Raw genomic sequence first — 21,668 nt, forward strand, 5'->3', positions numbered from 1 at the left:
GTCAGAGCATCCGATCCAAGGCGTCGCCGAGTTGGCCCGGGTCGAGGTGGACGCCGCCGACGAGCGTGAGTCCCATGACCACGGGCTCGGAACGAGTCCACGCCAGCACCTGCCCTCGACGGTCGGGAACCTCGCTCCACCGAGTGGAGCTGAGCTGGTCGCGCACCAGGAGCGCCAGGTGGCGAGCGCCAGGGCCATCGAGGTCCTCGAGCCATGGCTGCAGCCATCGGTTCGCCGGCTGGTCGAGGCGGACCAGGGCGGCAAGGACGTCGTGGGCCGGCGGATCACCCGGTTCGAGCGCCAGGTGGGTTGCCCACCATCGGTCGAGCAGCTCTTCGACCGGTCGTCGGCGTTCGTCGGGCCACGAGGTCCACTCGTGGGACTCGAGCCGATCGAAGACCGCAACCGCGAGCTCGGGGTCGGCGCCGGGAAGGGTCACCAGCTCGAGCAGACGAGGAAGGCACTCGAGGAACTCACCATCGTCGGCGCGCACGAGCACGGCATCGAAGGCCAACTGGGGCAGGAGCGAGTCCGGCGGCGCGAACTCGCGCCACAGCCGTTCGAGCGACGCAGCGATCAGCTGGTTCCAGCGCGGAGCATCGGCGGTCACGACGCCAATCCTGCCACCACTGCGATGGCAATCGTGTCACTGTGCGACAGGGTGAGCAGCCAACCGCCGATACCGAGCTCATTCGCCCGGATGGCGGCGCGACCGCTGACGACCAGCGACGGCGCACCCGAGGGTGCCTTCGAAACGGCCATGTCACGAAAGTCGACCCCACCGAGCCCGACCCCGAGCGCCTTCATCGTCGCCTCCTTGGCCGCGAACCGGGCGGCGAACCGCTCCGCTGGATCACGGGCGGCGAGCGCATAGCGAGACTCGTCGTCGGTGTAGACGCGGCGAACGAAGCCGCTACGACTGACCGTGATGCGCCGGATCCGGTCGATCTCGACCACATCGACGCCGATGGAGACGACAGATCGCCCTATCAACGCTTCGAGGGCGGCAGCTTGAGTGGCTGCCGCCTCGAACCCTGCATCGGCGTCGGTCAGTTCGTGGCCCATCGTGCTGCAACGGTACTGATGGGCGCCGTGAGCAGCTCGACGGTCGGCACCGACCCGAGGAGATCCTCACGGAACGTCGGCTGCGTCTCGGTGACCACGTCGACCAGCTGGCGATACCGCTTGTGGTAGCCCTGCAGCACCGAGCGGGCAGTACCGGCGTCGAGACCTTCGTTGACCTTCAGATGGCAGAGCGTGAGGCCGGTGGTCTCGCCGTCTTTCACCTCAGGCACGATGAGGACCGTGCGACCGTCGGAACCGACCGTGACGATCAGCTCGCGATCGGCCGCCACCCGGTGCTTGGTACCTCGCAACGACGGATCGTCGGCCACCCGAGAGCTGAGGTTGGCGGCCAGGCCACCCTTGTCGGCAACGAAGATCTGTGCGCTGTCATCGGGGTCGCCCTCGATCCGGTAGCGGGTATACCCGGTGACCTCGTCGATCGCCGGGTCGAGGGCCGCCAACGAGCGCAGGGTGCGGTAGCTGAGGCGGTCGCGGGGGCAGCCCGTCGCGAGCACGCCCTGGATGAGGTCGGACTGGAGCAGGGACTCGTCGGCACGCGAGATGCCGACGGTGACCGTCTTGGCCTGGTGCTTGATGGCGTCGACCGGACGAGTGAGTTCCTCGATGCCCTTGGTCAATGCCGCTGCGAGATCCTCGACGACGACACCCGGGGTGCCGACCTTGCCGAACTCCAGCTGATAGGCCTCGAGCGGGTAGGCCTGCCCGGCGAAACGGAGCAGCGTGGCGACCCGTGTGGCGGTCGAAGCCTCAAGTTGACCGTTGTAGCGCCCGTCGCGCAACAGGGTGAAGAACGAGGCTGCCTTGGGCTCCAGGTCGTTGGCGAACTGGTTGAACCACTCCTCGCCGGTCGCACCGACGAAGCCCTCGATGATGCCCCGGGCCTCGCGCAGCGGGCGGGCCGACGCATCGATCGCAAGGGCTGCCTCGTAGCCGAACAAGTGGCCGACCACCGTGGACAACACGAACGCGAGCAGCGGGTGGGTCTCGGGGACGAAGATCACGTCGAGCGCCCCGTTGAAGCGATTCTCGCCGTCGGTGGCGATGACGATCGGCGCGGCCTTGTGCGCTCGGAAGATCGCGACTTCCTTCGCGACGTCGTCGGCGTTCGACCCGACGAGTCCGGCGGCACACACGAGGATCAACGGCTCGGACGACAGATCGATGTGCTTCTTGTCTTCGGTGATGTCGCAGGCGATGGACTTGTAGCAGAGCTCCGACAGCTTGATGCGAAGCTCGCGTGCCGCAACCGCGTTGGCGCCATTGCCGACCATTGCCCAGTAGCGGCGGCTCGGCGCGTGCCGATCGGCGGCGGCGGCGATCTCCGGACGCTTGGCGAGCGTGGCAGTCATGGCCGCCGGGAGCGCACGCAGCCCGGCCAACACCGATTGGCGCTCGGCGGCCGTTCGACCGGTCGCCTTGGTGCCGTCCGACGAACCGGCGCCCATCAGCTGCGACACACCCTCCGCCAGCAAGAAGCCGGCGGCGATCTGGGCGTAGAACGCCTTGGTGGATGCCACGCTCATCTCGACGTCGCGACCATCGGAGGTGTAGAGAACACCGTCGGACTTGTCGACCAGGTCGCTGCCACGACGGTTCACGATGGCGAGCACGATGGCGCCGCGTCCGTGCAGGAGGTCGACCGTCCGGTTCGTATCGGTCGTGGTGCCGGATTGGCTGATGGCGACGACGAGCACATCGGACATGTCGTCGGCCAGCTGGAAGCCAGAGAGCTCGGTTGCGGTGATGGCCCGGACGGGGATGTTCATCCCCTCGAGCATCCACTCGAACGCAGAGGCGACGGCTTGGCCGGCGACGGCGGCGGTGCCCTGACCGATCACTTCGACCCGGCGGATCGAGCCGGACCGAAGGCGGGCAGCAACGGCGTCGTTCATGGTTTCATCGGGCAGACGCACGCTGAGCGTGCCGTCGGTCTCGATCAGACGGCCGCGCAGGGTCTTCGCGAACGAACCCGGCGATTCGGAGATCTCCTTGAGCAGGAAGTGAGGGGCGTCGCCTCGATCGATGTCACGGGTGGTGACCTCGGGGGTCTTCCACTCGACCTCGTCGACCGGAAGCTCGGTGCCGTCGTACGACATGCGGCTCAGCCCGTTGCGATTACCGGCCATGGCGCCGCGGATCCGGATGATCTGCCCCTGGCTTCCCGTGGGGTTGTCGGGATCCGATGGGGTTTCGCCATCCATCCGCAGGTACAGGCTGGCGTCTTCGACGACGCCGTAGGGCTCGGAGGCGATCACGAACGCGTCTTCGGCCAGGCCGACGAACACACCCTGACCCGAGCCACGGAGCGCGAGATGGAGGTCACCGGGCTCGGCCGTGGTCGAGATCCCGATGGCGACCGAGCCCTCGAACTGGGACACGGCCGAACGAACGGCCTCGTCGAGATCGAGTCCCTCGGCCAGACCGCGGGACACCATCGTGGGGATCACCTTGGCGTCGGTGGTGATCTCACCGGCGATCGCCAACTTCTCGAGGGCGATGAGGTCGGCGAAGTTGTCGACGTCGCCGTTGAGCGTGGCCGTGACGTAGGGAGCGTCGGTGCTTCCCACCTCGTCGGAGTTGACCGGGTGGGCATTTGGCTCGGAGATGATGCCGACCGATGCCCAGCGGGTGTGCCCGAGCACGGTCACCTCGGCCGCCTCGTTGGCCAGCGCAGCAGCGAGCAATTCGTCGGATGCGATACCGGCCCGCATCGCCTTGGTGTTGTCGCCAAGTTCGCCGATCTCGGCCGCCGCCTTGTAGACGAGGCTGAGGTGGCCGTCGGGGGTGCGGACGGCGCCGCTGGTGAAGAGCGGGTCGTTGGCGCGCTCGGTCATCAACGACGCGAACTGGGGATGCTCGAGGTCGAGACCGTGGTGCCGGACGAGCAGGTGAAGACCGGCGCTGTCGCGGCCACGTACCTCGAGCCGGTCGAGTGAGCTGAGGGCCTGTTGGATGCTCATGAACGCAGCAATGGCTGCGTCCGATGGTGAGGGGCCGGCCAGCGCAGCAACTTCGGTCGCCATGCGCAGACGGTCGCGCTCGATCGCCCAAGCACCATCCTTCGCTGCGATCAGTGCGGAGTTGATGGCCTCGAGATCGTGGTACTCGTGGCCATGGTCGAACAGGTGCTGCTCGATGGTGGCGAGACGATCGCCGATGAGGGCGATGTCGGAGGCGACGGTGGCCGCCAGACCCTCATGCTGGAGCAGCGCTCGCAGCCCAGCCTCGCCCCGCAGCAGGTGGTCGACAGCGCCGAGTGCCTCGGCCGCCGAGGTCAGGCGGGCCGCCAGATCATCGGCACCGGCCTCGGGAAGCGCCGACGTGGCGGCGGTGACGAGCTGCTGGATCTCGTCGGCCGCAGGGGTTGCCCGCTGGGTTCGACGACGGGCAATGGCGATGATGCCGCACACAGAAATCGGCCTCCTCAATAGGGTCCGTACCCAGTATGGATCGGCTGATCTTCCCTGCCCCTGAGTCGATGTAGGCAATCGGCCTCATCGGGGCGGCGAGTTCATCCTCCGGTAACGAACGACTGGGTGGTTTGCACCAGTTGGGCGCAGATCCGTTCCGCAGTTGCCGCATCGAGATGTTCGACCATGACGCGAATGAGCGGCTCGGTGCCCGATGCTCGCACCAGCACTCGACCCTGCGTTCCCAGCTCCGCCTCCGCCGCCTCGATGTGCGGCGAGAGCTTGGCGAGCAGCTCAGGGTCGCGTGCGGGGAGCCGGACGTTCTTGAGAACCTGCGGGACCGTACTCATGGCGTTCGAGGCCAGCTCGGCAAGCGACGACCCCGACCGCACGACGGCATCGGCAAGCTGGGCCGCCGCCAGTACGCCATCGCCGGTCGTGGCAAGATCCCGGCAGATCACGTGACCCGATTGCTCACCACCGAGCGAGAAGTTGCCGGCGTCGAGCTCGGCCAGCACGTAGCGGTCACCGACGCCGGTCTGGCGTACCTCGATGCCCGCCTCACGCATCGCAAGGTGGAGTCCGAGATTGCTCATGACCGTGACGACGAGGGTGTTGTGGCGCAAACGCCCGCTCGCGGCCCAATCGTTGGCGAGAATGGCCAAGATGTGGTCGCCATCGACGATGGCGCCGGTGTGATCGACGGCGATGAGGCGATCGGCATCGCCGTCGAAGGCGAGCCCCATGTCGGCCGAGTGCTCGACGACCGCCGCCTGCAGCGCCGCCGGGCTGGTCGAGCCACGTTCGAGGTTGATGTTCAAACCATCCGGCTCGTTTCCGATCACCGTGACGTGAGCACCAAGCTCTTCGAAGACCATTGGCCCCACGATGCTCGCCGCGCCGTTCGCACCGTCGAGCACGACCCGAGCGCCGTCGAGCTTGCGCCCGCCCAGCGACTCGACGACCGAATGGACCCAGTCGTCGCATGGATCGTGCGAGGTGATCTCGCCGACTCCAGCACCGGTGGGTGCCGCCGTGGTGTTCGCACCGTCGGTGAGGATGGCGTGGAACCGGGCTTGGATGTCGGCTTCGGCCGCGTCGGACAACTTGATGCCGCCGGCGGCGAAGAGCTTGATGCCGTTGTCGGCGAAGGGATTGTGCGACGCCGAGATCATGGCGCCGGGCAACTGCCGCTCGGCGCAGACCCAGGCCACGGTGGGCGTCGGCACCACGCCCAACAACTCGACCGATGCGCCACTGGCCGCCAGCCCTGCCGCCAGCGCGGCTTCGAGCATCGGCCCCGACCGGCGGGGGTCACGGCCGATCACGAACGTGTCGCCGCCCAAAACGCCAGCGGCGGCACGGCCGAGGGCCAGTGCCACCTCTGGGGTCAGATCAGTATTGGCGACTCCACGTACCCCATCGGTACCGAACGACGGAAGCACCATCGGAGCGAGCGCAGCTCAGCGCTTGGAGTACTGCGGCGCCTTACGGGCCTTCTTGAGGCCGTACTTCTTCGATTCCTTCTTGCGGGGATCACGGGTGAGCAGGCCTTCGGCCTTCACCGCGGTGCGGCATTCCGGGTCGAGGGAGATCAGCGCACGAGCGATGCCGAGGCGGAAGGCGCCAGCCTGACCCGAGAGACCACCACCATCGAGGGTGACGTCGATGTCGTAGGCCTCTTCGGTCTCGGTGACCCGCAGGGGCTCGGTGATGAGCCGGCGGTGCACCGCAGAGGGGAAGTAGTCATCGAACGCCCGGCCATTGGCGGTGATCGTGCCGCTACCGGCGGACACACGAACACGAGCGACAGCCTGCTTGCGCCGGCCGGTGGTCTGGATCAAAGAAGCCATGGTGTCACTTCACCTCTCGGCGTGCGCCGGGAATCTCGAGAACGGTCGGCGACTGGGCGCCGTGGGGGTGCTCCGGGCCTGCGTAGACCTTGAGCTTGGTGGCCATCTGGCTACCGAGCCGGTTCTTCGGCAGCATGCCGGTGATCGACTTACGGACCGTGTCGGCCGGGCGCTTGCCCAGCGACTCGGCATAGCTCAGCGAGGTGAGACCACCCGGATAGCCGGAGTGACGGTGCACCTGCTTCTTCGACGCCTTGTCGGAGGTGAGCACGATCTTCGAAGCATTGACGACGATCACGTGATCGCCCATGTCCATGTGGGGGGCGAAGGTCGGCTTGTGCTTCCCCCGCAGGATGCGAGCGACCTCGGTGGCCATACGACCGAGGGTCATACCCTCGGCATCGACCACGAACCACTGGCGGTCGATCTCGGATTTCTTCGGTGAGTACGTCTTCACGGGGTACCTGCAGTCTTGACAGCAAAAGCCGGGCCGAAACAGCCGAAGAGCAAGCATAGGGTCGCGCGCTGCCCGTCCCAACCGTGCTATGTCCCTTTCGACCGACTTCGTCGATCGGGCCGCCGGCCACCCAAGTCAAACGCCCGAAACGGCGCTCCTCCGTCGCAACCGTGCAACACCTCAGCCGCTTTCGACCGACTTCGTCGATCGGGCCGCCGGCCACCCAAGTCAAACGCCCGAAACGGCGCTCCTCCGTCGCAACCGTGCAACAGCGAGCCCATTCGACCGACTTCGTCGATCGGATCGTTCAGGAGCGGGCGAACGGGTCGTCGGGATAGACGACCGACCACAGGGTGAGACCGTGGGGCGGTGCAGGAGAGACCGCAGCGTTGCGATCGCGGGCAGCCAACACGCCGAGCAGCTCGCCGGCCGACCGGCGCCCCTTGCCGACGGCCACGTGGAAACCGACGATGCTGCGGACCATCTGATGACAGAACGCCGATCCGTCGATCTCGAAGCGAAGGACACCGTCGCCGAGGTCGGTCCAATGGGCCCGGGTCACACGACGCACGAGTGACACCTCGGTGCCATCGTCGCTCTTCGGCCGGCGGCAGAACGACGCGAAGTCGTGCTCTCCGATGATCGGGTCGCAAGCCAGACGCATCGAGGCCACGTTCAGCGGCTCGGGCACCCACCACATCGTGTCGGCGTGGAACGGGCTCGGGTGCTCGGTGTTCAGGACATAGAAGCGGTAGCTGCGTCCGGTCGCAGAGAACCGAGCGCTGAAGTCGTCGGACACCAGCCGGGCGTCTCGGCACACGACCTCCGGTTGGAGCCCCACGTTGATCACCCGAGTGATTCGCTCGGGGTCGGCTTTGGCCTCGGGAACGTCGAGAGAGAGCACCTGACCCCAGGCGTGGACGCCGGCGTCGGTACGGCCCGACATCACGATGTCGGGGTGATAGCCGAGGAACGGACGCAGGGTGTCGGCGATCTCGCCGACGACGGTGCGGACGCCGGCATTCGGCGCCAGCCCACGGAAACGTCCGCCGTGGTAGGCGATCAGCAGCGCAACGCGAACGAGCGGACCCTGAGGTCCGCTCGTTTCGGGAAAGAGACTCAGCGTTTCCACGTCGGTGAGATGGTCGCTGCCGTGACGCTAGGTCATCGTCGGCGGGGCGCCGACGAGGTCAGACCAGCTCGATGCGCGCCATCGGCGCGTTGTCACCCGCTCGTTGACCGATCTTGAGGATCCGGGTGTAGCCCCCGGGCCGATCGGCATAACGAGGACCGACGTCGTCGAACAACTTGGTGGTCATCTCCACGTCGCCGAGGTACGACAGCACCTGACGGTAGTTGTGGAGACCACCCTTCTTCGACTTGGTGATGATGCGCTCGGCGATGGGGCGCATGGCCTTCGCCTTGGCCTCGGTGGTGACGATGCCCTCGGCGGCGACCAGCGACGCAACGAGGTTCGCCATCATCAGCTTCTGGTGTTGTGCAGAGCCGCCGAATCGGCGGGCCTTGCGGGGACGTCCTTGCATCGTCAGCTCCTGGATCCACGAAGCGACAGGCCACGCTCGTCGAGCTTGGCGATCACTTCGTCGAGGGACTTCTGGCCGAAGTTGGTGATGGCCAGCAAGTCGTCTTCGGTCTTGGTCAACAGTTCCCCGATGCTGTTCACCTGCGCACGCTTGAGGCAGTTGCGCGGGCGCTCGGACAGGTCGAGGTCTTCGATCGGCAGATCGAGGTCGGGCGAACCCGACGCAGCGGCGGGTGCTTCGCCCAGGGTGAGGCCCTCGGGCTCGTCGCTCATCTCTTCGACCAGCTGCACCAACGAGCGCAGGGTCGCACCGGCCGAGGCCAGCGATTCACGAGGCGAAATGGCGCCATCGGTCTCGATCTCGAGAATGAGGCGGTCGTAGTTGGTGGACTGCTCGACGCGGGTCGGCTCGACAGTGATCGAGACCCGACGGATCGGGCTGAAGATCGCGTCGATCGGGATGACGCCGATGACGGTGTTGTTGGTCGCGCGGTCCGAACCGATCCAGCCGCGGCCACGCTCGACCACGAGATCGATCGCGATGCGACCCTTGCCGTCGAGCTTGGCGAGGTGGATGTCGCCGTTGAGCAACTCGACCTCGGGAGGGCACGCGATGTCGGCAGCCGTGACGTCGCCGGGGCCGCGGGCATCGAGTCGCAGCGTGGCGGGCTCGTCGCTCGTGCTGGTGACGACGATGTCCTTGAGGTTCAAGATGATGTCGGTGACGTCTTCGACCACACCGGGCAGGGTGTCGAACTCGTGCAGGGCGTCATCGAACCGGACACTGGTGATGGCGGCGCCAGGAACCGAGGACAGCAGCGTGCGACGAAGCGAGTTCCCGAGCGTGTGACCGAAGCCAGGCTCGAGAGGGCCAATCGCAAAGCGACCGGTGTTCGATTCGCCGTCGTCGAGTTGCTCCACGGTGGGGCGCTGAATGATCAGCATGGTGGGATTCCTTCCGGCCAGCTCGGGCGAGGGACTACTTCGAGTACAGCTCGACGATGAGCTGCTCACGCAGCGGAACGTCGATCTGCTCACGCAGGGGTTCGCTGTACACGGTGACCGAGGTGCCGTCGGCAGCCCGGTCGAGCCATGCGGGGGGCGTGCGATCGAGCACGTCCCGGTTCCACTGGATGACGGCGTTCTCGCGGGTCTTCTCCTTGAACTCCACCACGTCGCCCTTGCGGACTCGGTAAGAGGGGATGTTGACACGCTTGCCGTTGACCTTGATGTGGCCGTGGCTCACGAACTGGCGGGCCTGGGCCCGGGTCGAGCACAGCCCGGCGCGGTAGACCACGTTGTCGAGGCGGAGCTCGAGGAAGCGCAGCATGTTCTCACCGGTGACACCGGGGCGACGCTGGGCTTCGTCATAGATCTTGCGGAACTGACGCTCGGTCAGACCGTAGGCGAAGCGGGCCTTCTGCTTCTCCTGGAGCTGGAAGAGATACTCGGTGTTGTTGTTGCCCCGGCGGCGGGTGCGACCGTGCACGCCCGGCGGATACGGCCGCTTCTCGAGTGCCTGGGCTTCACCCCGCGTGTCGAAGATGTTGGTGCCAAGGCGGCGAGAGATGCGAGCGCGGGGCCCGGTGTAACGCGACATTGATCAAACCCTCCGACGCTTCGGCGGCCGGCAGCCGTTGTGGGGAACCGGGGTGACGTCTTTGATGCCCGTCACTTCGATCCCGCTGTTCTGAATGGAGCGGATGGCGGTCTCGCGGCCAGAGCCCGGACCCTTCACCTGGACGTCGACCTTGCGGACGCCGTGCTCCATGGCCCGGCGAGCGGCGGCTTCGGCGGCCATCTGGGCGGCATACGGGGTGCTCTTGCGAGACCCCTTGAAGCCGACGTTGCCGGCCGAGGCCCACGACAGCACGTTGCCGTCCTGGTCGGTGATGGCAACGATGGTGTTGTTGAAGCTCGACTTGATGTGCGCAACGCCGTGCGAGACGTTCTTGCGCTCTTTCTTGCGAGGCCGCCGGCCTCCGGAACTTGGCTTGGCCATGTCTACTTTGCCTTCTTCTTGCCGGCGACGGTGCGCTTCGGGCCCTTGCGGGTGCGGGCATTGGTCTGGGTGCGCTGACCGCGGACCGGCAGGCCCTTGCGGTGACGGATGCCCTGGTGGCTTCCGATCTCCATCTTGCGCTTGATGTCTTGTGACACCCCGCGCCGGAGGTCACCCTCGGTCTTCACGTTGGCGTCGATGTCGGCACGGATGGCCATGACCTCGGCTTCGGTCAGGTCCTTGACCCGAGTCGTGGCGTCGACACCCGTGCGGTCGAGCACCTCGCTCGCCGTGGTGCGGCCTACGCCGAAGATGTAGGTGAGGGAGATGCCCACCTGCTTGTCGCGTGGAATATCAACGCCGGCGATGCGTGCCATATCAGCCTTGCCTCTGCTTGTGACGCGGGTTCTCGCAGATCACCATGACGCGTCCGCGCCGACGAATGACCTTGCAGTTCTCGCACATCTTCTTGACGCTGGGTCGTACCTTCATCGTGCATCCCGTGTCATGGTTGGTTACCTGGTTTTCGGATTGGCATGCCGTGTCGACGCATGGAGCGCCGCACGGGCATCTCACCGCGAGTGGCGAGCGAACTCGCCGACCGGTGAGTCGGAATCGGTGCCTACTTGTAGCGGTAGGTGATGCGTCCACGGGTGAGGTCGTAGGGCGTGAGCTCCACCTGCACCCGGTCGCCCGGAAGAATTCGGATGTAGTGCCGGCGCATCTTGCCTGAGATGTGGCCGAGCACGGTCAGACCGTTTTCGAGTTCGACCCGGAACATGGCGTTCGGGAGCGACTCGACGATGGTGCCCTCGAGGACAATCGCATCTTCCTTGGACTTCGGCAGGACGTTCCTCCTCGACGAGTGGACGACTCTCCGCTCGGATTCCAACCTGATGCCACTGACGCGGTACGTGCTGGAGGAACTCGGAGAGTGAGGCAACCGCAGCGACAATGAGACGCGTCGATGGCCGACCGACCATGCTAGTGGTCGGTGACCCGCGCTCCAACCCTCGTCATCGCACAGTGAGGATCGACAATGCAGCGGCGATGGCACCTGCACCGAATCTTCACCGGGTGTCCGAGCGACCTTCACGGCCATTTCGTACCGTTGGCGGAATGACACCTGTTGTAGCCCGGATGGGCGCCCAAGTGTGGACACCGCGCCTCCTCGTCGTCGAGGACGAGCCGACGATCGCCGAGGCGGTGGTGTTGCGCCTGGTCAGTGAGGGTTTCGATGTGGAGTGTGTCCACGACGGACGCGTGGCGGTCGAGCGTTGCGCCGAGGTCGAGTTCGCACTGATCGTCCTCGACCTCGGGCTTCCCGGGCTCGATGGCATCGAGGTCTGCCGTCGGATCCAGGCGGAGCGGCCGACACCGGTGGTCATGCTCACGGCCCGAGACGACGAGATGGATCTCCTCGTCGGACTCGGCGTGGGCGCCGATGACTACATCACGAAGCCGTTCTCGCCGCGTGAGCTGGTCGCCCGGGTCCGTGCGGTACTCCGCCGGGTCGAGACGGCGCAGGCAGCCGCCGTGGCCGCCCTGACCGACCCCGTCCACTCCCCCGTGCTGAGCATCGGGCGAGTGACGCTCGACCCGGCGCGTCGGCTGGCGCTCGTCGACACCGACCCGGTCCATCTCACCCCGACCGAATTCGACCTCGTGCATCGTCTTGCCCAGGATCACGGTCGGGTGTTCACTCGCGAGGAGTTGCTCTTCGCAGTGTGGGGTTACCGCGACGGCTCAGGCGCCCGCACCGTGGATTCCCACGTGCGTTCGGTGCGCCGCAAACTGGGCGACGACGCCATTCGCACGGTGCACGGTGTGGGGTACGGCATGGGTACCGCACAGGGCGCAGCCCTGCGAACGACACAGGGCGAAGCCCTACGAACAACAGAGGGCGAAGCCCTACGAACAACAGAGGGCGAAGCCCTACGAACAACAGAGGGCGAAGCCCTGCGAACGACCGAGAGTGACGACCGGCGATGACGTCGCCCCTTCGGCGGTTCGTTCCACTGGCCGGCATCAGATCGATCAAGACCAAGTGGTCGATCGTGATCGTGGCCGCGGTGGCCGTCACGGCGCTCGTCAGCCAGATCGGCCTCGAGCTCGGCTGGCCGGCGTGGCTCCGACCCCTCGTTGCCGCCTCGCTGGCGCTGGCCATGGTCCAGTTCCTCGCTCGCGGGATGACGCGCCCGCTGCGGCAGATGGCGGTGGCGGCAAACGACATGGCCGAACGTCGACCCGTCGACCCGATCGACGTCACCGGTGCCGACGAGGTCGGGCGCTTGGCCGAGGCGTTCAACTCGATGACCACCGACCTGGCCGAGGCAGATCGTCGCCAGCGCGAGTTCATCGCCAACGCGTCACACGAGTTACGTACCCCGGTTGCTGCGCTGCGGGGAACACTCGAGAACCTCGCCGACGGGGTCGGCCGGCCGGACGCCAAGACGATCGCGGTGCTGCTGCACCACGCCGAGCACCTTGGTGACCTCGTCACCCAACTCCTCGACCTCTCCCGGCTCGACGCACTCGATGGCATCGAGCGACCGGAACGGATTGATCTCGGCGACCTGCTTCATGATGTGGCCGGACGGACCCGACTCGTGACGCCCGACACCACGGTCGATCTGAAGACGGCGATCGATCTCCCGGTGCACGGCGACGCCGCTCGCCTCGCTCAGCTCTTCACCAACCTGCTCACGAACGCCGTGCGGTTCTCGCCCGACGGCGCGCCCGTCACGATCACGGCGTGCTCGACCAGCGATGACGACCGCCGGATCCGGGTATCGGTCTCCGACACTGGTCCGGGTATCCCCGACGATCGAAAGGCGATGGTGTTCGAGCGCTTCTGGCAGGACGATCGTCCACCATCGGGCCAACGAGGCGGCGCCGGACTGGGACTCGCCATCGCCAAGCGGATCGTCGAGACCCACCGAGGCACGATTCAGATCACCGACCGCTCACCGGCCGGTACGACCGTGATCGTCGAACTCCCCCGGGCGTGATGCCTGGCGAAGGCCGAGGCCATTGCGGTGCCGATGCGCTCAGGCCGAGGCCATCGCGGTGTCGATGCGCTCAGGCCGAGGCCATCGCGGTGTCGATGGCGGCGAACAGCCGCTCGGTCACCGTGGCCTCATCGGCGAGCCCATCGACCTGGATCAGCAGACCGCGAGCGGCGAACCAGTCGAGCACCGGGCGGGTCTCCTGTTCGTAGAGCTCGAGTCGACGGGCGATGCCCTCGTCGGTGTCGTCGTCGCGACCACGGGCCTTCATGCGCTCGGTGACCTCATCGAGCGGCACGTCGAGATCGACCACACAGTGCAGGGAATCGTCGCCCAGGATCTGGACGAGCGCCTCGGCCTGGGCGACGGTGCGGGGGTAGCCATCGAGCACGAAGCCGTGCTCGGCGATGTCGTCGGCGGCGAGCCGCTCGCGCACGATGCCGTTGATGATGTCGTCGCCCACGAGATTGCCGGCGTCCATGACCGCCTTCGCCTTGAGCCCCATCTCGGTGCCTGCGGCGACGGCGCCACGCAGCATGTCGCCGGTGGAGATGTGCTGGACGCCGTACTTCTCGACCAGACGCACGCACTGCGTTCCCTTACCGGCGCCTTGGCGACCGAAGATCACCAAACGTGTGGGGCTCGACACTGTTTCCTCCCAAGAGAGCGGTCCGGGCGTTCACCGCAGATGTGTTGACCAACGATCAGATCGGGCCGCGGTGTCGGTGAACTCGGGTGAGTCCGTTGGACATGGCCAGACAAGGTCTCAGATCGTGCGCCGCTTGTCCAGTCGGCAACCTTGCCCATCACGGTCCGAGCGCCGACTATTTGAGGAAGCCCTCATAGTTCTGGCTGAGCAGATGCGAGTCGATCTGCTTCATGGTTTCGAGCGCAACGCCAACGGCGATCAGGATCGAGACGCCGGAGAAACCGACCTGGGTTCCCGAGTCACCCAGGGCTCGAGACAACGCGGCCGACGGAATCAAGGCGACAACAGCGAGGAAGATCGCGCCAGGCAGCGTGATGCGATTCAGGACCTTGGCGAGGTAGCGCTCGGTCTGGGGACCAGGCCGGATGCCGGGAATGAAGCCGCCGGACTTGCGCAGCTCGTCGGCCCGTCGGATGGGGTCGAAAGCGATGGAGTTGTAGAAGTAGGCAAAGCCGACGATCAACAAACCGAACACCAACACATAGCCAATGTTGTCGGGCCGATAGAGGTTGTCGGAGACGAACCCTCGGATGTCCTGACCCCAACCATCAGCCGGCAGCACACCGACCAACAGGCTCGGCAACTGGAGCAACGATGAGGCAAAGATCACAGGAATCACGCCGGCCTGGTTGACCTTGAGCGGGATGTAGGTGTTGTTGCCGCCGTACTGACGACGACCGACCACACGCTTGGCGAAGTTGACCGGGATGCGGCGCTGGCCCTGCTCGACGAACGTGATGCCGGCGGTCAGGCCCACGAGGAGCACGAGGGCGACGATCAGTCCGAACCAGCCCTGCAGCACCTCGATCTGGAGCCCGATACCGGGAAGACCCGAGACGACCGAGGCGAAGATCATCAGCGACATGCCGTTGCCGATGCCCTTCTGCGTGATGAGCTCGCCCATCCACATCACGATGGCGGTGCCAACGGTCATGCAGGTGACGGCGAGGACGACCTTGAACCCCCAATTGGCCTGGTTGCGTGGGAAGAGGTCGATGCCGCTGGTGCCGAAGAAGCCATCGGGGTTGCCCGAGATCAAGAAGACGAAGCTGGTGCTCTGCACGAGGGCGAGCACCATGGAGACGTAGCGGGTCCACTGCGTGATCTTGCGCTGGCCGACCGCACCCTGGGACTGCCATTCCTCGAGCTTGGGAATCGCGACCGTGAGGATCTGGATGATGATCGACGCCGTGATGTAGGGCAGGATCCCGAGCGCAAAGAACGACAGCGACCCGAGACCGCCACCGGAGAAGAGCTGCAGGTAGCCAAAGATGCCCCCGGTCGGCGAGTCGTCGCCCGAGGCATTGGCCAGCTGGGTGATGGCGTCGAGGTTCACACCCGGCGAGGGGATCTGCGCACCGAGACGGTAGAGCGCGATCATGGCGAGGGTGAACAGGATCTTGTTGCGCAACTCTGCGGTGGCAAAGACGTGCTTCAGGGTTTTCACAGCGGGCTCCTGATGGTCGCTACCGAGACAAAATGACACAAACCCCTGCCCTCGTGAGGGCAGGGGTTCGCATCGAATCGAATCAGCGGTTCATGTGCTGGTTGCCCGACGACGCCGGACGCACGGCGAACGGCAGGGGCAGCTTCTCGGTCGAACCACCGGCGGCGGTGATCGCCGCCTCGGCCGACTTGGAGAAGGCGTGAGCTTTCACGGTGACCGCGGCGGAGAGTTCGCCACGGCCGAGGACCTTCACGAGGACGTCCTTGCCGATGAGACCCTTGGCGAACAGTGCGTCGGGCGTGACCTCGGTGAGGCCGGATTCGGCGATGGTGTCGAGGTTGATGGCCTGATATTCGACGCGGAACGGGTTGTCGAAGCCGCGCAGCTTTGGCAACCGCTGCTGCAGCGGGAGCTGCCCGCCTTCGAAGCCGACCCGCACGGTATTGCGAGCCCGCTGACCCTTGCTGCCGCGGCCGGCGGTCTTGCCGCCCTTGCCGCCGATACCGCGACCGACGCGCTTGGCCCGCTTGCGCGAACCCTCGTCGGGCTGGAGATCGTGAACCTTCATGCCGTCACCTCTTCCACGCTGACCAGGTGCGGGACACGAGCAAGCATACCGCGCAGCTCTGGGCTGTCAGCGATCGTGTTGGACTTGCCGACCCCGCGCAATCCGAGGGCTCGGAGGGTGCCCCGCTGCTTCGGCTTGGCGCCGATTGCGGAGCGAACCTGCGTGATCTTGAACTCTGCCATCAGTTGACCTCTACCGCTTCACTGCGATGAGCGCGCTGTGTCTCGTTGTAGGCCTCGAGCATGCCCTTCGGCGTGAACTCCGAAGGATCGAGACCCCGCAGGCGAGCGACCTCGTCGGGGCGCTTGAGACCCTGCAGGGCGTTGATGGTGGCTCGGGCCACGTTGATCTGGTTGGCGGAACCGAGCGACTTGCACAGGATGTCGCGGATGCCGGCCTCTTCGAGGATGGCACGAGCAGCACCACCGGCGATGACGCCGGTACCGGGGGCGGCCGGCTTGAGGAGCACGCGACCAGCGCCCTGTTCTCCGAGGATGGGATGCGTGATGGTGCCGCCGGCCATGGGCACGTCGAACATCAGCTTCCGGGCCTCTTCGGTGCCCTTCTGAATGGCGAGGGGCACTTCCTTGGCCTTGCCGTAGCCGAGACCGACTCGGCCGTTGCCGTCACCGAGCACGACGAGTGCGGTGAAGGCGAAACGGCGTCCGCCCTTGACCACCTTGGAGACTCGGTTGATGGTGATGACTCGTGACTCACGGCCATCGCCGCGGTCGTTTCGATTGTCGTTGGCCATTGCGATTCTCCTAGAACTCGAGCCCGGCTTCGCGGGCGGCGTCGGCCACCGCTGCGACCCGGCCGTGATAGCGGTTGCCGCCACGGTCGAACACGACCGTGGTGACGCCTGCGGCCTTGGCCCGCTCACCGATCTTGGTACCAACGGCGGTGGCGGTGACCACATTGCCGGTGGTGGCGGTGCGAAGCTCGGCTTCGTAGCTGGAGGCAGCGGCGATCGTGCGGCCGACCGAGTCGTCGATCAGCTGGACGCTGATGTGACGGTTCGACCGGAACACGGCCAGACGCGGACGCTCGGTGGTACCGACGACCTTCTTGCGCACTCGGCGCTGACGCCGACTGCGGGCGGCGGCTTTGACGTTGGTCTTCGCCATTACTTACCTGCCTTTCCGGCCTTGCGCACGACGCGCTCGCCGGCATAGCGGACACCCTTGCCCTTGTAGGGCTCGGGCTTGCGGTAGGCCCGGATCACTGCCGCGACCTGACCCACGGCCTGCTTGTCGATACCGATGACGCCGATCTTGGTGGGCTCGGGGACATCGAAGGTGATCCCTTCGGGCGCCTGCACCTCGACCGGGTGGCTGAAGCCGAGCGCCAGCTCGATCTTGTCGGGCCCCTTGGCCGCAGCGCGGTAACCGACGCCGACGATCTCGAGGTCCTTGCGGAACCCTTCGCTCACGCCGATGACCATGTTGTTGATCAGCGATCGGTTGAGGCCGTGAAGGGCGCGGGACGAACGCTCGTCGGTGGCGCGATCGACGGTGATGGTGTCGTCATCGACCGTGACCGAGATGACGTCGGGCACGGTGTGGGTCAAGGAACCCTTCGAGCCCTTGACGGTCACGTCCTGGCCCGACACGGTGACGTCGACGCCCTTCGGGATGGAAATGGGTGCTTTGCCAATTCGAGACATGGCGGCCTACCAGACGTAGCAGAGGACCTCACCGCCGACCTTGGCCTTGCGAGCCTCACGGTCGGTGACGAGTCCATTGCTGGTGGAGAGAACGGCGACCCCGAGTCCACCGAGGACACGCGGGATCGAATCGGACTTCGAGTACACCCGCAGGCCCGGCTTGGACACACGCTTGATGCCAGAGATGACACGCTCGCGTTCCGGGGAGTACTTCATGTTGATGCTCAGCGTGCGGCCCACGCCCGACTCGTTGTCGGTTGCGGTGTACTCGCCGATGTAGCCCTCGCTGTAGAGGACAGCGGCCAGAGCCTCTTTGAGCTTTGACGACGGCATCGCCACCTCGTCGTGCATCGCGATGTTCGCGTTGCGGATGCGGGTGAGCATGTCGGCGATCGGATCGGTCATTGCCATTGTGTGCTACCTCCTCACCAGCTCGACTTCGTGACGCCAGGGAGCTCCCCGGCGTGTGCCATGTCTCGGAAGCAGATACGGCAGAGACCGAAGCGCCGGTAGACGGCGTGCGGGCGACCGCACTTCTGGCAACGGGTGTAGCCCCGCACCTTGAACTTCGGCTTCTTCTGCTGCTTGAGTTTGAGCGCCTTCTTTGCCATTACTGGGCCTGCCCCTCGCGTCGGAACGGGAATCCGAAGGCGGTGAGAAGTGCCCGTCCTTCGTCGTCGGATGAAGCCGTCGTGACGATGGTGATGTCCATGCCACGGGTTGCGTCGACGGTGTCGTAGTCGATCTCGGGGAACATGAGCTGCTCGTTCAAACCGAACGTGTAGTTCCCCATACCGTCGAACGAGCGGGGGTTGAGGCCGCGGAAGTCACGGATGCGTGGAATCGACAGCGTCACGAGACGGTCGAAGAACTCCCACATCCTGTCGCCCCGAAGGGTGACCTTGGTGCCGATGGCGTTGCCCTGGCGCAGCTTGAAGCTGGCCAGCGACTTCTTCGCTCGGGTGATGACCGGCTTCTGGCCGGCGATCAGGGCGAGGTCGTTGGCGGCGTTCTCGAGGGTCTTCGAGTTGGCCAAGGCCTCCCCGACACCCATGTTGATGACGATCTTGGTCATGCGAGGGACCATCATCACGTTTGGCAGCTCGAGGTCGGCCTTGAGCTGGTCACGGATCTCGTCGTTGTACTTCGCCTTCATGCGAGGCACCGACGTCGTGGAGGAGCTCACTCGTTCACCTCCGGGATCTCCTGGCCGCTACGGCGGCAAATGCGAGTCTTGTTGCCCTCGGCGTCGATCTTGTAGCCGACGCGGGTGGGCTTGCCGTCGGCCGGGCTGATCACCGCGACGTTGGAGGCATCGAGCGGCATCGGCTTGTCGACGATGCCACCGGGCTCCTCGGCCGAGCGGGGCTTGGTGTGGCGCTTGGCGATATTGATGCCTTCGACGACGACCTTGTTGCGCTCGGGAATGGCCTGCGTGACCACGCCCTCACGCCCGCGGTCCTTGCCGGCGAGCACCTGCACGCGGTCACCCTTGCGGATCTTCATCAGAGCACCTCCGGGGCGAGCGAAACGATGCGCATGAACTTCTTGTCACGCAGCTCACGACCGACCGGGCCGAAGATGCGCGTGCCGCGCGGGTTGCGCTGATCGTTGATCAGCACGGCGGCGTTCTCGTCGAAGCGGATGTAGCTCCCGTCGGGGCGACGGCGCTCCTTCTTCGTGCGGACGACGACGCACTTGACGACGTCGCCCTTCTTCACGGCGGCGCCGGGGATGGCGTCCTTCACCGAGGCGACGAAGATGTCGCCGATGCCGGCATAGCGACGGCGGGATCCGCCGAGCACCTTGATGCAGAGCACCTCGCGAGCGCCGGAGTTGTCGGCGACCCGGAGTCGGGTTTCCTGCTGGATCATCGTGCACGCTCCATGATTTCGAGGAGGCGCCACCGCTTCTTCTTCGACAGCGGACGGGTCTCGACGATGCGAACCCGGTCGCCAACGTTGAGGGTGTTCTCCTCATCGTGGACGAAGAGGCGAGACGACTTCTGCACCGTCTTCGAGTACTGCGGATGGCGGGACCGGCTGGTCACCTCGACCACGGCGGTCTTGTCCATCCCGGCCGAACGCACGAGGCCCTCACGGACCTTGCGCCGGGTGTTGCGGGGCTTGGCTTCTTGCTCAGCCATCACGACTCCTGACCAGCGAGCTCACGGGCTCGCATTTCGGTGCGGATCCGAGCGGCCTGGCGCTTGACCTGCTTCATTCGGGCGGTGTTCTCGAGCTGACCGGTGGCCAACTGGAACCTCAGGTTGAACAGCTCGCGCTTGGCATCGGCCAGGGCGCCGTTCAACTCCTCAACGGACTGATCTCGGAGATTCTCAGGCATCGAAACCGTCCTCTCGGGCAATGACACGTGCCTTGACCGGCAACTTCTGGATGGCGCGCTCCATGGCGCTACGAGCGATCGCTTCGTCGGGGAAGGACAGCTCGAAGATGACGCGGCCGGGCTTGACCACGGCCACCCATCGCTCCGGGTTGCCCTTGCCGGAACCCATGCGGGTCTCGGCCGGCTTCTCGGTGACGGGCTTGTCGGGGAACACGTTGATCCAGACCTTGCCGCCTCGGCGGATGTGGCGGGTCATCGCGATACGTGCGGCCTCGATCTGGCGGGCGGTGATCCACCCCGGCTCGAGGACCTGGATGCCGTACTCCCCGAAGGAGACCTTCGTGGCACCCTTGGCTGATCCGGTCATGCGCCCGCGGTGCTGCTTGCGGTGCTTGACCTTTCGTGGCATCAACATCAGTCGCCGTCCTCCGGCCGGAAGTGTGGGGTTTCGGCCGACGAGTGCGAAAGCTTGGCCTCGATGGCCTCTTCCTCGGCGAGGAGTCGCTCGAACTCGGGATCGGCCTCTTTGACGAGTGGCTCGGCCTCGGCAGCGTCGTCGGGGCGAGCGGTGGCCCGGCGCCGTGACGACACGACCTTCTTCGGCACATCGGGTGCACCGGCGGTCTCACCGACGGCCAGTGCTGCCTCGACGACGGCCTTGTCCTGGCTTGGCTTGTAGGGAAGGATGTCGCCCTTGTAGAGCCACACCTTCACACCGATGCGACCGGCGGTGGTGTGCGCCTCGCGCAGGCCGTAGTCGATGTCGGCGCGCAGGGTGTGCAGGGGCACCTGACCCTCGCGGTACCACTCGGTACGGCTCATCTCGGCGCCGCCGAGGCGGCCCGACGACTGGATCCGGATGCCCTTGGCCCCGGCCTTCATCGCGTTCTGCACGGCCCGCTTCATCGCACGGCGGAAGGCCATACGACCAACGAGCTGGTCGGCAACACCCTGAGCAATCAGGGCGGCGTCGAGCTCGGGATGCTTGATCTCGATGATGTTGAGCTTGGCCCGAGCGTTGCCGGTGATCTTGGTGAGACCCTGGCGGAGACGATCGGCCTCGGAGCCCTTGCGACCGATGACGATGCCCGGACGAGCGGTGTGCACATCGATCTGGAGCTTGTCAGAGGTGCGCTCGACCTCGATGCGGCTGATCGCTGCGTTGGGCAGCTGTTCCATCAGGTAGGTCCGAATGGCGTGGTCCTCGTGGAGGAAGTTGCGGTACTCCGCACCATCGGCGATCCAGCGCGACTTCCATTCGGTGGTGATCCCGAGGCGGAAGCCGTACGGGTTGATCTTCTGGCCCATCAGGCGTCTCCCTCGGTCTCGGCAGCAGCGTCATCGTCGGTCTCGGCGGCCTGGCCGGCCGGCTTGGAGTACCCGGCTGCCTCGGCAGCCTCCTCGGTGGCGAACCACACTTCGGCGGAGGTCCGCTCGTAGTGCGGGCTGTCGGGGTTGTGGTAGATCATCGAGTCGGCATTGCCCTTGATCGGGAAGCCCTCGGGCATGATCGACGGATCGCCGTCGACCAGACCGTGGCTGCCCTCACCGTGGGGAGCATCGACGGCCGCAG

General features: G+C 65.9%; 31 protein-coding genes and 1 pseudogene. 2 read left to right on the forward strand and 30 right to left on the reverse strand.

Annotation, left to right across the window (positions count from 1 at the left end):
- Position 1: 1 nt before the first annotated feature.
- The 14 genes from R2733_07755 to infA form a co-directional block, all read right to left on the reverse strand.
- Positions 2-610 (reverse strand): hypothetical protein, encoded by a 609-nt coding sequence (locus R2733_07755; GenBank protein MEZ5376400.1) that lies wholly within the window; start codon positions 608-610, stop codon positions 2-4.
- Complete coding sequence (gene acpS, locus R2733_07760) at positions 607-1,065, reverse strand: holo-ACP synthase (protein ID MEZ5376401.1); 459 nt, start codon at positions 1,063-1,065, stop codon at positions 607-609. The genes R2733_07755 and acpS overlap by 4 nt, the downstream gene beginning before the upstream one ends.
- A complete protein-coding gene (locus tag R2733_07765) occupies positions 1,050-4,496 on the reverse strand; it encodes an SIS domain-containing protein (protein ID MEZ5376402.1) in 3,447 nt (1,148 codons plus the stop codon). Before R2733_07765 ends, acpS begins: the two co-directional genes overlap by 16 nt.
- 101 nt (positions 4,497-4,597) lie before the next feature.
- Entirely contained in the window at positions 4,598-5,944 is a 1,347-nt protein-coding gene (gene glmM, locus R2733_07770; protein MEZ5376403.1) for a phosphoglucosamine mutase, read from the reverse strand.
- 15 nt (positions 5,945-5,959) lie between these two features.
- The gene (rpsI, locus tag R2733_07775; protein ID MEZ5376404.1) at positions 5,960-6,349 is read right to left on the reverse strand and encodes a 30S ribosomal protein S9; all 390 of its coding nucleotides are present in this window, start codon (positions 6,347-6,349) and stop codon (positions 5,960-5,962) included.
- 4 nt (positions 6,350-6,353) lie between these two features.
- Positions 6,354-6,806, reverse strand: coding sequence for a 50S ribosomal protein L13 (gene rplM / locus R2733_07780; GenBank protein ID MEZ5376405.1), 453 nt, complete (start codon positions 6,804-6,806; stop codon positions 6,354-6,356).
- 307 nt (positions 6,807-7,113) lie between these two features.
- Entirely contained in the window at positions 7,114-7,938 is an 825-nt protein-coding gene (truA, locus tag R2733_07785) for a tRNA pseudouridine(38-40) synthase TruA (GenBank protein ID MEZ5376406.1), read from the reverse strand.
- 58 nt (positions 7,939-7,996) lie between these two features.
- The gene (rplQ, locus tag R2733_07790) at positions 7,997-8,350 is read right to left on the reverse strand and encodes a 50S ribosomal protein L17 (protein MEZ5376407.1); all 354 of its coding nucleotides are present in this window, start codon (positions 8,348-8,350) and stop codon (positions 7,997-7,999) included.
- A 2-nt stretch (positions 8,351-8,352) separates the two neighbouring features.
- Positions 8,353-9,294 carry a DNA-directed RNA polymerase subunit alpha gene (locus R2733_07795; protein MEZ5376408.1) on the reverse strand — a complete coding sequence of 314 codons (942 nt, stop codon included), beginning with the start codon at positions 9,292-9,294 and terminating at the stop codon, positions 8,353-8,355.
- Positions 9,295-9,328: 34 nt separating this feature from the next.
- Complete coding sequence (rpsD, locus tag R2733_07800) at positions 9,329-9,949, reverse strand: 30S ribosomal protein S4 (GenBank protein ID MEZ5376409.1); 621 nt, start codon at positions 9,947-9,949, stop codon at positions 9,329-9,331.
- Positions 9,950-9,952: 3 nt separating this feature from the next.
- Positions 9,953-10,351 (reverse strand): 30S ribosomal protein S11, encoded by a 399-nt coding sequence (rpsK, locus tag R2733_07805; protein ID MEZ5376410.1) that lies wholly within the window; start codon positions 10,349-10,351, stop codon positions 9,953-9,955.
- 2 nt (positions 10,352-10,353) lie between these two features.
- Positions 10,354-10,728 (reverse strand): 30S ribosomal protein S13, encoded by a 375-nt coding sequence (rpsM, locus tag R2733_07810; protein ID MEZ5376411.1) that lies wholly within the window; start codon positions 10,726-10,728, stop codon positions 10,354-10,356.
- A 1-nt stretch (position 10,729) separates the two neighbouring features.
- A complete protein-coding gene (rpmJ, locus tag R2733_07815; GenBank protein MEZ5376412.1) occupies positions 10,730-10,843 on the reverse strand; it encodes a 50S ribosomal protein L36 in 114 nt (37 codons plus the stop codon).
- Positions 10,844-10,973: 130 nt separating this feature from the next.
- Positions 10,974-11,198: a translation initiation factor IF-1 gene (gene infA / locus R2733_07820; protein MEZ5376413.1), complete on the reverse strand. Its 225-nt coding sequence runs from the start codon at positions 11,196-11,198 to the stop codon at positions 10,974-10,976.
- Between the two features lie 272 nt (positions 11,199-11,470).
- Between infA and R2733_07825 the strand changes: the two genes are divergently transcribed.
- Together R2733_07825 and R2733_07830 are read left to right on the forward strand one after the other, a co-directional pair.
- Positions 11,471-12,343, forward strand: coding sequence for a response regulator transcription factor (locus tag R2733_07825; GenBank protein ID MEZ5376414.1), 873 nt, complete (start codon positions 11,471-11,473; stop codon positions 12,341-12,343).
- Entirely contained in the window at positions 12,340-13,362 is a 1,023-nt protein-coding gene (locus tag R2733_07830) for a HAMP domain-containing sensor histidine kinase (GenBank protein MEZ5376415.1), read from the forward strand. Before R2733_07825 ends, R2733_07830 begins: the two co-directional genes overlap by 4 nt.
- A 70-nt stretch (positions 13,363-13,432) precedes the next feature.
- On the opposite strand, the gene R2733_07835 is transcribed toward R2733_07830, so the two are convergent.
- The 16 genes and pseudogenes from R2733_07835 to rpsC all read right to left on the reverse strand — a co-directional run bounded on the left by R2733_07835 (position 13,433) and on the right by rpsC (position 21,403).
- Complete coding sequence (locus R2733_07835; GenBank protein MEZ5376416.1) at positions 13,433-14,008, reverse strand: adenylate kinase; 576 nt, start codon at positions 14,006-14,008, stop codon at positions 13,433-13,435.
- Positions 14,009-14,183: 175 nt separating this feature from the next.
- Entirely contained in the window at positions 14,184-15,515 is a 1,332-nt protein-coding gene (gene secY, locus R2733_07840) for a preprotein translocase subunit SecY (protein MEZ5376417.1), read from the reverse strand.
- A gap of 82 nt (positions 15,516-15,597) precedes the next feature.
- Positions 15,598-16,083 carry a 50S ribosomal protein L15 gene (gene rplO / locus R2733_07845; GenBank protein MEZ5376418.1) on the reverse strand — a complete coding sequence of 162 codons (486 nt, stop codon included), beginning with the start codon at positions 16,081-16,083 and terminating at the stop codon, positions 15,598-15,600.
- Complete coding sequence (gene rpmD, locus R2733_07850) at positions 16,080-16,265, reverse strand: 50S ribosomal protein L30 (protein MEZ5376419.1); 186 nt, start codon at positions 16,263-16,265, stop codon at positions 16,080-16,082. Before rpmD ends, rplO begins: the two co-directional genes overlap by 4 nt.
- A complete protein-coding gene (gene rpsE, locus R2733_07855) occupies positions 16,265-16,837 on the reverse strand; it encodes a 30S ribosomal protein S5 (GenBank protein MEZ5376420.1) in 573 nt (190 codons plus the stop codon). Before rpsE ends, rpmD begins: the two co-directional genes overlap by 1 nt.
- Before the next feature lie 10 nt (positions 16,838-16,847).
- Complete coding sequence (rplR, locus tag R2733_07860) at positions 16,848-17,210, reverse strand: 50S ribosomal protein L18 (protein MEZ5376421.1); 363 nt, start codon at positions 17,208-17,210, stop codon at positions 16,848-16,850.
- Entirely contained in the window at positions 17,210-17,749 is a 540-nt protein-coding gene (rplF, locus tag R2733_07865; GenBank protein MEZ5376422.1) for a 50S ribosomal protein L6, read from the reverse strand. The genes rplR and rplF overlap by 1 nt, the downstream gene beginning before the upstream one ends.
- Before the next feature lie 6 nt (positions 17,750-17,755).
- Positions 17,756-18,160, reverse strand: a complete 405-nt coding sequence (gene rpsH, locus R2733_07870) for a 30S ribosomal protein S8 (GenBank protein MEZ5376423.1) — start codon at positions 18,158-18,160, stop codon at positions 17,756-17,758.
- A gap of 14 nt (positions 18,161-18,174) precedes the next feature.
- Positions 18,175-18,360, reverse strand: coding sequence for a type Z 30S ribosomal protein S14 (locus R2733_07875; protein ID MEZ5376424.1), 186 nt, complete (start codon positions 18,358-18,360; stop codon positions 18,175-18,177).
- Positions 18,360-18,905, reverse strand: a complete 546-nt coding sequence (rplE, locus tag R2733_07880; GenBank protein MEZ5376425.1) for a 50S ribosomal protein L5 — start codon at positions 18,903-18,905, stop codon at positions 18,360-18,362. The genes R2733_07875 and rplE overlap by 1 nt, the downstream gene beginning before the upstream one ends.
- 26 nt (positions 18,906-18,931) lie before the next feature.
- Entirely contained in the window at positions 18,932-19,255 is a 324-nt protein-coding gene (gene rplX / locus R2733_07885; protein MEZ5376426.1) for a 50S ribosomal protein L24, read from the reverse strand.
- Positions 19,255-19,623: a 50S ribosomal protein L14 gene (gene rplN / locus R2733_07890; protein ID MEZ5376427.1), complete on the reverse strand. Its 369-nt coding sequence runs from the start codon at positions 19,621-19,623 to the stop codon at positions 19,255-19,257. The genes rplX and rplN overlap by 1 nt, the downstream gene beginning before the upstream one ends.
- Positions 19,620-19,895 (reverse strand): 30S ribosomal protein S17, encoded by a 276-nt coding sequence (gene rpsQ, locus R2733_07895; GenBank protein ID MEZ5376428.1) that lies wholly within the window; start codon positions 19,893-19,895, stop codon positions 19,620-19,622. The genes rplN and rpsQ overlap by 4 nt, the downstream gene beginning before the upstream one ends.
- Complete coding sequence (rpmC, locus tag R2733_07900) at positions 19,895-20,095, reverse strand: 50S ribosomal protein L29 (GenBank protein MEZ5376429.1); 201 nt, start codon at positions 20,093-20,095, stop codon at positions 19,895-19,897. Before rpmC ends, rpsQ begins: the two co-directional genes overlap by 1 nt.
- Positions 20,088-20,510, reverse strand: a complete 423-nt coding sequence (gene rplP / locus R2733_07905; GenBank protein ID MEZ5376430.1) for a 50S ribosomal protein L16 — start codon at positions 20,508-20,510, stop codon at positions 20,088-20,090. The genes rpmC and rplP overlap by 8 nt, the downstream gene beginning before the upstream one ends.
- Before the next feature lie 257 nt (positions 20,511-20,767).
- Positions 20,768-21,403: pseudogene (gene rpsC, locus R2733_07910) on the reverse strand (30S ribosomal protein S3).
- Between the last annotated feature and the right edge of the window lie 265 nt (positions 21,404-21,668).

The sequence above is a fragment of the Acidimicrobiales bacterium genome (genome assembly GCA_041394265.1).
In the GTDB taxonomy this organism is placed as follows: domain Bacteria; phylum Actinomycetota; class Acidimicrobiia; order Acidimicrobiales; family SZUA-35; genus JBBQUN01.

Coding starts and splice junctions, on each gene's coding strand:
- acpS (MEZ5376401.1), bottom strand. CDS start 1,065: ATGGGCCACGAACTGACCGACGCCGATGCAGGGTTCGAGGCGGCAGCC.
- glmM (MEZ5376403.1), bottom strand. CDS start 5,944: ATGGTGCTTCCGTCGTTCGGTACCGATGGGGTACGTGGAGTCGCCAAT.
- rpsI (MEZ5376404.1), bottom strand. CDS start 6,349: ATGGCTTCTTTGATCCAGACCACCGGCCGGCGCAAGCAGGCTGTCGCT.
- rplQ (MEZ5376407.1), bottom strand. CDS start 8,350: ATGCAAGGACGTCCCCGCAAGGCCCGCCGATTCGGCGGCTCTGCACAA.
- R2733_07795 (MEZ5376408.1), bottom strand. CDS start 9,294: ATGCTGATCATTCAGCGCCCCACCGTGGAGCAACTCGACGACGGCGAA.
- rpsD (MEZ5376409.1), bottom strand. CDS start 9,949: ATGTCGCGTTACACCGGGCCCCGCGCTCGCATCTCTCGCCGCCTTGGC.
- rpsK (MEZ5376410.1), bottom strand. CDS start 10,351: ATGGCCAAGCCAAGTTCCGGAGGCCGGCGGCCTCGCAAGAAAGAGCGC.
- rpsM (MEZ5376411.1), bottom strand. CDS start 10,728: ATGGCACGCATCGCCGGCGTTGATATTCCACGCGACAAGCAGGTGGGC.
- rpmJ (MEZ5376412.1), bottom strand. CDS start 10,843: ATGAAGGTACGACCCAGCGTCAAGAAGATGTGCGAGAACTGCAAGGTC.
- R2733_07825 (MEZ5376414.1), top strand. CDS start 11,471: ATGACACCTGTTGTAGCCCGGATGGGCGCCCAAGTGTGGACACCGCGC.
- R2733_07830 (MEZ5376415.1), top strand. CDS start 12,340: ATGACGTCGCCCCTTCGGCGGTTCGTTCCACTGGCCGGCATCAGATCG.
- rplO (MEZ5376418.1), bottom strand. CDS start 16,083: ATGAAGGTTCACGATCTCCAGCCCGACGAGGGTTCGCGCAAGCGGGCC.
- rpmD (MEZ5376419.1), bottom strand. CDS start 16,265: ATGGCAGAGTTCAAGATCACGCAGGTTCGCTCCGCAATCGGCGCCAAG.
- rpsE (MEZ5376420.1), bottom strand. CDS start 16,837: ATGGCCAACGACAATCGAAACGACCGCGGCGATGGCCGTGAGTCACGA.
- rplR (MEZ5376421.1), bottom strand. CDS start 17,210: ATGGCGAAGACCAACGTCAAAGCCGCCGCCCGCAGTCGGCGTCAGCGC.
- rplF (MEZ5376422.1), bottom strand. CDS start 17,749: ATGTCTCGAATTGGCAAAGCACCCATTTCCATCCCGAAGGGCGTCGAC.
- rpsH (MEZ5376423.1), bottom strand. CDS start 18,160: ATGGCAATGACCGATCCGATCGCCGACATGCTCACCCGCATCCGCAAC.
- R2733_07875 (MEZ5376424.1), bottom strand. CDS start 18,360: ATGGCAAAGAAGGCGCTCAAACTCAAGCAGCAGAAGAAGCCGAAGTTC.
- rplE (MEZ5376425.1), bottom strand. CDS start 18,905: ATGAAGGCGAAGTACAACGACGAGATCCGTGACCAGCTCAAGGCCGAC.
- rplX (MEZ5376426.1), bottom strand. CDS start 19,255: ATGAAGATCCGCAAGGGTGACCGCGTGCAGGTGCTCGCCGGCAAGGAC.
- rplN (MEZ5376427.1), bottom strand. CDS start 19,623: ATGATCCAGCAGGAAACCCGACTCCGGGTCGCCGACAACTCCGGCGCT.
- rpsQ (MEZ5376428.1), bottom strand. CDS start 19,895: ATGGCTGAGCAAGAAGCCAAGCCCCGCAACACCCGGCGCAAGGTCCGT.
- rpmC (MEZ5376429.1), bottom strand. CDS start 20,095: ATGCCTGAGAATCTCCGAGATCAGTCCGTTGAGGAGTTGAACGGCGCC.
- rplP (MEZ5376430.1), bottom strand. CDS start 20,510: ATGTTGATGCCACGAAAGGTCAAGCACCGCAAGCAGCACCGCGGGCGC.